Origin of the sequence: Prevotella sp. MGM2 (assembly GCF_002933955.1) — a bacterium.
GTDB lineage: Bacteria > Bacteroidota > Bacteroidia > Bacteroidales > Bacteroidaceae > Alloprevotella.
In genome coordinates this window covers 1-11,974 of sequence record NZ_BEWW01000170.1, presented here as the reverse complement: position 1 = coordinate 11,974, position 11,974 = coordinate 1, and the positions used below count along the sequence as shown (strand labels likewise).

Below are 11,974 nucleotides of genomic sequence, written 5' to 3'. Positions count from 1 at the left end.
GAATTGCAATACGGGGACTTTTCGGGAAAAAGAATAGGATAAAATGAAGATTTGAGAAGAATTGAGCATTTCAACTGACTGTCAGTAGGTTTGGGCATAGGTTGGCACAAGGTGGCACAGATGGGGAAGACAGGCTTTGGGAAGAATATGGAAACAGATGCACTTCCAAATCATTACCCGATATCGGATGCACTTTTAATACTAACGGTCTATATTTCTGCGTTCTGCGTAGGTTTACATTCTGCCCTTACAACTCCCATAAACTAATTTTGCACCAAACAAAAAGTAAGGATTATGAGGAGTACATTCAAGACCGTGTTCTACGTGAACGCAAGCAAAGAGAAGAACGGAGTTGTCCCCATCATGGGACGTGTGACCATCAACGGGACTATCGCACAGTTCAGTTGCAAGCAGACCATCCCAAAAGCACTTTGGGACGCAAAGGGAAACCGTGCCAAAGGCAAGAGCAAGGAGGCACAGGCGGTAAACTTCGCGTTGGACAACATCAAAGCGCAAATAGTGAAGCACTATCAGCGTCTTTCCGACCGTGAAGCCTGTGTGACCGCTGAAATGGTACGTAACGCTTATCAGGGCATAGGCACAGAATATGAGACCTTGTTACGTGCCTTTGACAAGGAGAACGCGGCTTTTGCCAAACGTGTGGGTAAAGACCGCTCCAAGCGCACATATCTGAAATACCTGACTGTCCGCAAGTATGTAGCCGAGTTTATCAGAAAGCAATATAAACGTGCCGACATAACGATGAACGAACTTACGGAGGACTTCATCCGCGACTATTGCCTGTACCTGCGCAACGAGGCAGGGCTTGCGCAATCTTCCGTGTGGATATACTCCATACCATTGAAACATATCGTCACCACGGCTCACTACAACGGAAAGATACCAAGAAACCCGTTTGCAATGTACCACGTTGACCCCGACCATAAGGAGCGCGGCTTTCTGACGGAGGAGGAACTTCAGGCATTGGGCGCAATCAAACTGGAAAATCCAAACTTCGCGCTGGCAAGGGACTTGTTCCTGTTCGGATGCTGGACGGGCATATCGTTCATAGACATCAAGAACCTCACGACTGACAATATCGTGGAAATGAACGGTGCGCAGTGGATTGTGTCGAAACGGCAAAAGACAGGTGTCCCGTTCCAAGTCAAGCTGATGGACATTCCGATGCAGATAATCAAGCGTTACGAGCCGTTCCGAAAAGACAAGAGGCTATTTAACATAGGCTCACTTGACATGGTAAACAAACGCATAAAGAACATAGCGAAGAAGTGCGGTATCGAGAAGCCGGTTTCCTTTCACCTCAGCCGGCACAGCTTCGCTGTCATGGCATTGAACTACGGTATGCCGATAGAAAGCGTGAGCAAGATACTCGGACATACGGACATCAAGACCACGCAAATTTATGCCAAGGTAACGAACACGAAACTAAACAGCGACATTTCCGCCTTTGAGAACAAAATAAGCGGACGTTTCGACATATAACCGCTTGATTATGGAACGGGGCATTATTACGATGAATGAGTACGGTAGAGTGACTATACCCACTTCTACAAATGTATGGATGACAGAGGCAGAGCTGTCCTCATTGTTGGGTACAATCGCCCCAACACTCCGTGCCGCCATCCGAGCCGTATATAAGAGTGGAGTGCTGAAACGACATGAGGCAGAACGGTATATCCGTTTGCCCGACGGCTACGGCATGGAAGTGTACGCCCTGCCTATGGTCGTGGCAATTGCATTCCGCATCAATACCCCATGTGCGGCAATGGTGCGCGATACCCTGCTGGAAAGGCTGTACGGGCGAAAAGAAAAACAAGTCCTGTGGGTGTCAATTGACAGACCGATGTGCGAGTGTTAGAGCGTGGGTACGTACCTACGTAAACAGCCCGAAGAAGCGAGAAAGGAATGCTTCTTCGGGCTTTCTTTTTGTTTTGCCGCACCTTTTCTTATGTGCTTTTCTGCATTTTCTTGTCAGTTTGTTACGATTGCGCCGTTCCGCTTCGTTTTGCGTATCAGAGTTTTATGCGTTGCATCATAACTTTGCACCCGATTGTTTAACCCGTTGCCGACACTGCTGTCGGCGACACAAAACCAAGCAAAGCCTATGGCAGAACAAGACGAATTCATCCGTGTGGGGACAACCCTCTACAAGATTGTTGACCAGCCGCTGATTGACGGGGGCTGTGTGAAGAAACGCATCGCATGGAACTCCGAGACCTTGCGGCAGGACTACGGCAAAGACCGCATGGCTACCGTGCCGAAGTATGACGGTTTCTGTACCGTCCCCGACCATGTGGGCTACAAGCCCGTTGTCGGAAAGTTCCTCAATCTCTATGAGCCGATAGGACACCGACCGCAGGAGGGCAGTTTCCCCTGCATCCGCTCGTTAGTGGAGCATATCTTCGGAGAGCAATACGAGTTGGGCATGGACTATCTGCAACTGCTTTACCTGCAACCTGTCCAGAAGCTGCCTATCCTGCTGTTGGTGTCCGAAGAACGGAACACGGGCAAAAGCACGTTCCTCAATTTCCTGAAAGCCATCTTCCAAGACAACGTGACGTTCAACACCAATGAGGACTTCCGCAGCCAGTTCAATTCCGATTGGGCAGGCAAGCTGCTCATCATGGTGGACGAGGTGCTGCTCAACCGCAGGGAGGACAGCGAACGGTTGAAGAACCTCAGCACCACACTTTCCTACAAGGTGGAGGCGAAAGGCAAAGACCGTAACGAAATCGGTTTCTTCGCCAAGTTTGTGTTGTGTTCCAACAACGAGCATCTGCCCGTCATCATAGATGCAGGCGAGACACGCTATTGGGTACGCAAGATAGGACGATTGCAGTGTGATGACACCGATTTCCTGCAAAAGCTGAAGGATGAAATCCCCGCTTTCCTGTACTTCCTTATCCATCGGGAATTATCAACGAAAAAAGAAAGCCGTATGTGGTTTGCCCCGAAGCTGATTGATACGGAAGCCTTGCGGAAGATAATCCGCAGCAACCGCAACCGCCTCGAAATAGAAATGGCGGACTTGCTGCTTGACATCATGGCGAAGATGGAAGTGGAAACGGTGTCATTCTGCCTGCATGACATTATCCCCCTGCTGCTGTGTTCGCAGGTCAAGGCAGAGAAGCCGCAGGTGCGTAAAGTGGTGCAGGAGTGCTGGAAACTGTCCCCTGCACCCAACGGGCTTACCTATACCACCTACATGTATGGCGGCGAGGGACGCTACCAACCACGCAAGGGAGTGGGCAGATATTACACCGTGACCAAGGAACTGCTGGAAAGCCTGTGATATTCTGTTGAATTGTTGAATAGATATAATAGAATGTTGATATATAGTAATATACAGACTCAACAGAATACCAACAACGCCCAACGGACGATGAAGAGGGAGCGCGGCAGCATCCAATTCTGTCCTCACTCCTTCTTTTCGTTGCCGTTTGTTGGGCATTATGCGTTTGTTGAAACTAAGTTGAGTGCATATAAAACAATATATCAATATGTTATGTGCCATATTCAACACTTCAACGCTTTTACACCCGTCAACAAGTCTGTGGGGAAACGGCAGGGCATTCCAAGTGGGTATTACGTATACCGATATGCCATCATGTCAACAAGCAGGCATGTCAACGTGACGGCACGAAACCATGACGACAAACCGACAGGGCGGCATGACGTACCACCCAAGCTGGCGAAAGAAGAAAAAGCATCCGGCGACCACTGATTGCGCAGCGGATTTTAAGAACGGAAAAGCCATAGCTCATTAGGGCGTTTTCTTCACGCACCGCTGCGCTAATGCTAAAAACGCCCCAATGAGCCAACGGGGTTACCCCCTCTGGACACCCCCGTTTTCATGCGGCACGACCGCAACGGACGGGCATGAACAAACAAGTTTGTAGAACCTATAAAAACAAAAGACAAAAATGGGATACATAAGCATCCAATTCAACAAGGCGAAAGGCTCGGCGGACACGGGCGCGTCCGACCACATCGAACGCAAGACCGTCCCCAAGAACGCCGACTCTACACGCACCTGCCTCAACCGTGAGCTGGTGGACTTCCCCGATGGCGTGACAGACCGCACCGGAGCAATCAATCACCGCATCCGCACGGCAGGCATCAAGAGGAAGATAACGCCCGACCAAGTGAGGGCAATCCGCATCGTGCTTTCAGGCACGCATGAGGACATGATGAAAGTGCAGGACGAGGGCAGACTGAACGAATGGTGTGCCGACAACCTGCAATGGCTGCACCGCACTTTCGGACGGGAGAACACCGTTTCGGCAGTCCTGCACATGGACGAGCATACGCCGCACATCCACGCAACGGTTGTACCGATTGTAACGGGCGAGCGCAGGAAAGCGAAAAAGAAGCAACAGGCAGAGGGCAAGCGCACCTACCGCAAGAAAACGGATGCCATTCGCCTGTGCGCCGATGACGTGCTGACACGTGAAAAGCTGTCAGCCTATCACGACAACTACGCCGAAGCAATGGCGAAATACGGCTTGCAGCGTGGTATCCGTGGCTCGGAGGCACGGCATACCACCACCGCCCAATACTACCGTGATTTGAAGCGGCAGACGGGAGAACTTGAAGCCAATGTGCAGCAGTTGCAAACGGAAAGACAACAGGCGGAACAGAAACTTGACGAGGTGAAGCAAGGAATCAAGTCGGAAAAACTGGAAGCCGCTAAGACCGAGGCGAAAGCCGCACTCGTGGCAAAGGTCGGTTCTCTTTTGGGTGGTGGAAAGTTGAAAGCGGAAAGGGAAGGGTTTCAGCAGCGCATAGCAGAACTTGAAAATCAAAATGCAAGATTAGAGCAATATATCAAGCAGATGGAATGTGAACACCAAACCCAATGCAGCAAGTTCGGTGAGTATATAGACAAGGTAAAACGATACTTTCCTCATGTGGATAAATTGTTGCCCCTGATAGACTTCTGTCGTAATACGTTGCACTTCTCCGAACAGATAATCCAAGAATTGTGCAAGTTGAAGAAGGTGAAGTTAAAGGGTGATTTTTATTCACCCGAATTTAACCGTAAATTCCATGCAGAAGGTGCGGCTTTCTCGTTTGAAGAAGATAAAAGCAGAACTGGACATTTCCGAATATGCGTGAATGATATTCCGCTTGTGCAATGGTTCCGGCAGAAGGCGCATGAATGGAGAAACGGTTTGGGGATTACTACCCAAAAGCAAAGTAATGGGATGAAAATTTAATGCACGCGCATAAATCCCGTTCAAACAGTCTCAAAAAGTAAAGAAAATCATTCAATGAAAGGAATTTATCAAGGATTTTAGCTACTTTTGCAATTGGATTGGGGAAGCCCTTTCCGAGACATAGAAAAAGAAGAAGCGTTATGCTTATCTTGTAGAACGGAAACCTGAGAAATTTCTGAATTGTGTACAAGGGTAGCATAGTGGTTCTCACGCTATAGCGTGGGCTGCTATTACTACATCTGTACACAGGGTTTTCTCAGGACCTCCGAACTAAGACGTAGCATCGCAGTGCCACGCTTCGTGTTTTGGATAAGTGTCAATAATTATCATTAAAATAGTGAACATTATGAAGAATGTTATTACCTTACTATCCTGTGCAGTTGCATTAGTTATGACTTCTTGCACACTCTCTAACGAGGAAAAAGCTGAGAAGTTGGTTAAAGAGACGCTTAAAGACTATCTCTATCACCCAGATTCTTATGAACCAATATCAACAAAAGTTGATAGTATGTTCATTGATGTAACTACTATTGAACCTATTATGAAAATTAGTGAGGACATCAAAGATTTGATGTCTAAAATAAACAGATGTAAAATGAAAGTCGAATCCGCAGAATCTTCTATGGATATTTTTGCTCCTAATGGATATTCTTCTCAATACTCTCGTGGAGAATATGCGCGGGCAAAAAAAGAGAAAGAAGAAGCCAAATCTGATTTGGATAAATATACCAAGAAACTTTCAGAACAACTTGTTTCTCTAAAAGAAAATGTTGCAAAATATCACAAAGGTGAATTTACAGGTTGGGCGGTAAGTCATAGATTTAGGAGTCTTAATGGCGCAGGCTCAATGACCATTCCGGGAGAAATGATTTTCTTTTGCGATAAAGAGTTTACAACTTGTGGCGGTTATGAAGTTGATAAGTTTGAGAACTTTGCAAAAATCTTGAAAGCTGTAGATGAAGCAACTTCTGATGAAGATATAATAGATTATTTTAGGGAGGATAGCTTTTTACTGTAACTCCCGTCTTTTAATAGAATAGAAAGTTAGCGTGCCTTCATGGCACGTTAACCTTTTATACAATGTAAACTTTATCAACGGCAAATCTTTCTTTTAGTATGCAGGCATTGTTTATTGGGGTAATTTGTATTATAACTATTTCAATTTGTTATATAGCTATAACAAGAACACGCCTAAAAAATAAGTCCAAGGAACTTTCTGAAAAGTTAAACCACATATCTTCTTATAGCAATAAATCCAATTATGAGCAAGCAAGAGAAAGATTGTCGGCATTAAACAACGGAGCATTTATTGATATTCCGTCCGACCTTAATAGCACTTTTTCAGGGAAGATAATATCTGCAACGCAAGAAAAAGATTTTGTCAATCATTATAAGCCGCATTTTCAAGAAGCATATTCACTTGTTAAGAAACTTGAAGCCTTTAATATCACTCCATCTGAAACCATATCCAAATTTATCAGTGACTTTGGGGCTATCAATAGACTTGTAAAACAACATAATGAGGGAATCATTACATTTCTACTTGACACGCATAAAGAGTTTTTCGACCATTGCCTAAAATATCCGTTAGACAAGCAACAAAGACGCTCAATCGTTTCAGAAGAAGAAAATTGTTTAGTAGTCAGTAGTGCAGGGAGTGGAAAGACTTCATCCATCGTAGGGAAAGTAAAGTATTTGACTGAAATAAAGAAAATCAACCCTCAAAATATTCTCCTTATCAGCTACACAAACAAGGCTGCCGCTGAATTAACAGAAAGAATGGGTATTGCTGGTTTGCGAGGGTACACTTTTCACAAACTTGCCCTTGACATTATCGGACAGACAACAGGACAAAAGCCATCAATATATGAAAATACGGACGCGCTCTTCGTGAAAATCTACCATGAATTATTGAACGACAAGAAATTCAAGAAAAGCGTAATAGAATACTTCATTGATTATCAAACGCCCGAAAAGGAGTGGGAAAAGCGGAAGAATGAGCGTAGGCAACAACTTTCAGAGCAAAAAGAGGTGCGTTTGAAAGCAACGTTTCCCGATATGGACGGAAAAACTGTTTATGTACGGAGTGAACAAGAGCAGAAAATATGCTTTGCGCTATCTTCCCTTAGCGTAAAATTCAGATATGAAGAGCCATACGAGCATCCATTGGTAGACGAGATGCACTCTCAATACAAACCGGATTTTTCCATTTATTTTGAACAAGGTGGAGAAACAAAGCGAATATATTTAGAGCATTTTGGAGTGGACGAGCATGGGCTTGTTCCTATATGGTTTGCCAAAGACAGAGGCATTACCTATGAAGAAGCAAACCAAAAGTACAACGATGGCATAACATGGAAAAAAGCGGCACATGAGAAATTCGGCACTAAGCTGTTGACAACTTCAAGTGCAGACTTTCATTATTCCGATATTCGGGAGAAGTTGAAAACCTTATTGGAAAAGGCTGATGTTTCCATCCAAGAGAAAACAGATGCAGAATTATACGATATGGTTCTTCCCCCGAACAGCAAGCATGAGAAGGCTTTTATCCGCCTTGTCGTGACTTTCGTGACATTGATAAAGTCAAGTTGCAAATCTGTAGATGAAGTATTAAGGCAAACTAAAAACGCAGGGGACGAACGCAGTACGTTCATTATCAAAAACATCTTTCAGCCCGTTTATAAACGGTATATTGAAGAATTGGCGAACATCAACCAAATAGATTTTACGGATGCAATTCTGCAAGCTACCGACATTTGTCGTTCCTCCCATCCTGTGAAGTATGATTATATCATTGTGGATGAGTTTCAAGACATATCAGTTGACCGTTACAACTTCTTAAAAGTATTGCGAGAGGGAAATCCACCCGCCAAGTTGTATTGTGTGGGCGATGACTGGCAGTCCATCTATCGTTTTTCGGGGAGCGACATGGCACTTTTCAATCAGTTTTCAGATTACTTCGGCCAGACAGAAATCAATAAGATTGAAACAACATATCGGTTTGGAGAGCCTTTAGTCAGCCTGTCCTCGCAATTTATCCAACGCAACGAAGCCCAAATTAAAAAGAACATCCATCCTTTTAACCCACAAGTTAAAACAGAATTACAGTTTTGCGATTATGAAAGACGAGATTATTGCAATGTTATCGGACAATTGGTCGCGTCAATTCCATTAGACAAATCAGTCTTTTTGTTAGGGAGATATTCCTTTGACGATTATTACCTGTCGTTCATGTATAAATTCGTGAAAGAGGGTAATCGCTTTTTCTATATCATCGGAGACAGGAAAATAGAGTTTCTGACCGTTCATAAATCCAAAGGACTTGAAGCAGACTATGTGATAATTCTTCAATGCAACAAGGACACATACGGGTTTCCCTCACTTGTAAGCGATGACCCTGTGCTTAATTATGTCTTGACAAAAAGCGACCAATATCCATACGGAGAAGAACGCAGGCTGTTTTATGTAGCCATTACCAGAGCTAAAGTAAAGACCTATATACTGTATGACAGACGCTTTCCTTCCGTTTTCGTGGACGAATTCTTGCATCCGGAAAAAGTCACGGAAGAAAGTTATGCCAAGCATCCAAACGCCAACAAAAAGTGGACACGCAGTGCGGATAATTTTCTGCTTACCCTTTATCATGAAGGGAAAAGTATAAAATACATAGCCGAGAAAATGGGCAGAAGTCAAACCTCGATAGTAATGCGATTAGGAAAATTGGAAGGGAAACGGCAATAAAATACTGATTGCATTTCGTTTGTCGAAAATATATGTTACCTTTGCATAGAGTTGTTTGACAGCAATGTACTGCACATCGCAGAATTTATGACCGTTGCCAAGTCATTACCTCACTTGTGGCAAAAAGTGCGCAAGTTGCTTATTCCTAAATTATTCCTATCTTATAGCTGTATTTTCGTAAAAAATACAGCGTTTTATTACGCCAATAACGCTGGAAAACACATGAAAAGCGGGACCTCCATGTAGGAAGTCCCGCTTGGCTGTTACAAATATACGAAATTTTACGCCCGAAAGCAAATTGTGTTAAAAAAACGGGAAGTACCATTCTTATGGCTCGCCGGTTGAATTTCATTTCCGACTATCCTTTCTTAACTTCAACCTGATGGTTCACAACAGATGTCCCTATTGGTATTTTCAGCGGACATTCCGCACTTACGGGTGGTGGAAATAAACCTCAGCCTGTGTGAAATTCCACGTCAGGTTGCCCAGTTTTCTGACCAGATAACCGAGCGGAACAACCGCATCGGCAAAGACAGTCTCCGAAAGGTCTGCCACCCCGAAATCGCCTTCGGGAAGCAACACGCCATTCACATATAGGTTTTCCGTCAGGTCACGGCTCATAACGGGGCCTGAGTCCCCCATGTGCAAAACGGCATAGCCGTGCGGAGTCTCTCCTTGCAGACAGACAGCATCAGCCACGGCAAAAGGCACACCGTTTCCACCGGCCGTGAACGTTTCGTGAAGCGTCAGCCCCTCAGGCGTGAAAGTCACAGCCGGCATAAGCGCCAGGGCCTCGTAGCCTAATCTCAGCGTGTCACCCCGACCGGAACAGACGAGGCAGCGCAAGTTTGTGAGGACAGTTCCGCCTATTTCCAAACGGTCCAGAACTCCCTTGAGGGTATCACCTGACATTGCACTGTCCTTTTCGTCAAACCGCACTTTCAGCCGACGCGCCATCTTATCAGACAGCACCACATGTGCGCCGTAAGGCTGAAGTGCGATAGTCACCTCCACTTTCCGCTTACCGTATTTTCCTGTAAGCGTTGTTCTTTCCTGACTGTCATAAGACATGTGAAAAGAATCTCGTACACCGACAGGAAGTTTCCACTGCGGTCTGTCATTTCCGCTTTCAAGGCGGAAGGCGGTCTTGCCCTCATACACTTCCAACAGACGCGTCAGATTTTTACGGTCGGCTGCTTCCGGAGCAGACATCATCAGTGCCTGGAAATTCCGCCTCAAGGCTAATGGGGCAAACGGGTCATACTCCTTTTGCCGCGTCTCCGGCCGATTGTCCGCTGTAACCTGCATGTTCCGGAAGTCCAGGTGCAAACATTTGAACAAGCGGATGAAAGGTGTGCCCAACATGCCGTCGTGGTCGGCGGCACGCTCCTCGCTCAGCGTCATGCCTTCCAGTACGGCCGGCACGCCGTTGCGGGAAAAGCGGAACAGACAGTCCTCCGTGTCGGTTGCGGGAAAAGCCACGCGGGAGAGAACGATGCCATCGCATCCCGTGTCGAGACTGAAAAAATGCGGCTGCCCGCTGCAGAGGGCTTGCAGGCGCAAAGTGTTCTCCACGGAGAGGCGCAAGTTGGAATGAACGGGAAAACCTGCCGCTTCTTCAGATATCCCAACAGAAGGGAGCACCAATTTCTCATCATAGAAGTCGATTTTTTTCAGACGCATCAGATCATTCGTCCCCAATGCGCGACCGAACTCGGCCGACAGTTCATTGCTGTCAAGTACAACATAAACCAACAGGCGGCGAAACACCACACCGCCCATCCGAAGCTCGTCCACCAGTGCCGGCTTCACATCAATAAGTCCGGCCCATGAGGGAATTGAAATGGTGTCGCCTGCGAAATGCACCCCACTCCGGCGGGCGTCTTCCTCACTGAGCAACGTATGTGCCTGTCCGGTGTCAAGCCGGAAGTCCACTTCTTCACCCGCTCCTATGCGGCATTTCACCAGCAAAGGAAATACATACGACACCGGTATGGCCGTCTCCTCCTGCGGACGTTCAACGGCCGTGGGGGCATAACGGCCGAAAGCCTCTCCCATGCGTACATAATGTTCCAATGGAGCGGCATGGGCACGCGTCAGTTTCCGGGCAGCGGCCGATGTTTCAGCCAGTTTTCCCCATCGTCCTTGCCGGATGAGTACTTCCGCCCGTGCCCGCAGGCAGTTGGTGAGATCCTGCGTATCAAGCGAATCGGTAAAAAACGTCAGCAGGCTGTCGGCCGCCGAGTAAGCTTCATTGTCACGGCCGTAGGCCTCGGCCATCGTCAGCAGACAGCGCAGGCGGGCATAAGCATCGAACGAAGGAAGGAAAGCGGCATACTTTTCTGCCAAAACAAAGGCGTCGTCACGGTCGGCGCATTGGAGCGCTCGTGTACGGGGCGCATTTCCCATCAGGCGCCGGCCTTTTTCAAGAAGCGCCTCAAAAGGTTCAAGCAGTACCTTGCGAACACGCCGACGCTTGTAAACTGTCAACTGTTCGCGGCAATAAGCTACCAGGCGATCGTATTGACCCGTCTGGCGCAACGCCTCGGCTTTGACTAGCGACAGACTTATCCGGCCCCGCAAACCGAGCTGGGCTTCATGTTCGGCGGTGAGGGTGTCGATGCAAGCCACCATACGACTGACTCGGCGGTCGGCGCGAGCCAGAGCCATGTCGCAATAGAGTCGGGCATAACGCGGAAATGATGCCCCGTACTGCTTGAAAAGCGGCCGTAACTCCGCCACTTCGCCACGGGCGGCAAGAAGTGTGGCATGGCGCACCACTGAGTCGGGAACCGCACTCTGAACCTGCACGGCCGTAGCCGCGCAAACAAAGAAAAGGGAGCATATAAAGAAAAACAGTAAAAGACGGAAACGCATAAGCTGAGTTTTTTTCAATGGATGAAAGCCTGTGCATCCTGCAGTAATCACATGATGACCATAGTAGCCCCGAAACCATATTCGCGGAATGAAGCGTCCTGCCACCGGCATTGCCT

8 protein-coding genes are annotated in these 11,974 nt (G+C 47.0%); 7 read left to right on the top strand and 1 reads right to left on the bottom strand.

Going from position 1 to position 11,974, the window contains the following annotated elements:
* Window positions 1-294: 294 nt before the first annotated feature.
* The 7 genes from C5S62_RS04315 (at window position 295) to C5S62_RS04280 (ending at window position 8,981) form a co-directional block, all read left to right on the top strand.
* Window positions 295-1,503 (top strand): site-specific integrase, encoded by a 1,209-nt coding sequence (locus C5S62_RS04315; protein ID WP_104404213.1) that lies wholly within the window; start codon window positions 295-297, stop codon window positions 1,501-1,503.
* Window positions 1,504-1,513: 10 nt separating this feature from the next.
* Entirely contained in the window at window positions 1,514-1,879 is a 366-nt protein-coding gene (locus C5S62_RS04310; protein WP_024988510.1) for a hypothetical protein, read from the top strand.
* A gap of 246 nt (window positions 1,880-2,125) precedes the next feature.
* Complete coding sequence (locus C5S62_RS04305) at window positions 2,126-3,313, top strand: primase-helicase family protein (protein ID WP_104404212.1); 1,188 nt, start codon at window positions 2,126-2,128, stop codon at window positions 3,311-3,313.
* 213 nt (window positions 3,314-3,526) lie between these two features.
* Window positions 3,527-3,745 (top strand): hypothetical protein, encoded by a 219-nt coding sequence (locus C5S62_RS13245; RefSeq protein ID WP_133159492.1) that lies wholly within the window; start codon window positions 3,527-3,529, stop codon window positions 3,743-3,745.
* A 199-nt stretch (window positions 3,746-3,944) separates the two neighbouring features.
* A complete protein-coding gene (mobV, locus tag C5S62_RS04295) occupies window positions 3,945-5,240 on the top strand; it encodes a MobV family relaxase (protein WP_104404210.1) in 1,296 nt (431 codons plus the stop codon).
* Window positions 5,241-5,586: 346 nt separating this feature from the next.
* Window positions 5,587-6,258 (top strand): hypothetical protein, encoded by a 672-nt coding sequence (locus tag C5S62_RS04285; protein WP_008646048.1) that lies wholly within the window; start codon window positions 5,587-5,589, stop codon window positions 6,256-6,258.
* Between the two features lie 98 nt (window positions 6,259-6,356).
* Window positions 6,357-8,981 carry a UvrD-helicase domain-containing protein gene (locus C5S62_RS04280; protein WP_104404209.1) on the top strand — a complete coding sequence of 875 codons (2,625 nt, stop codon included), beginning with the start codon at window positions 6,357-6,359 and terminating at the stop codon, window positions 8,979-8,981.
* A gap of 432 nt (window positions 8,982-9,413) precedes the next feature.
* Here C5S62_RS04280 and C5S62_RS04275 read toward each other — a convergent pair.
* On the bottom strand, window positions 9,414-11,974 hold a 2,561-nt coding region (locus C5S62_RS04275), incomplete at its 5' end, for an aspartyl protease family protein (protein WP_223301133.1).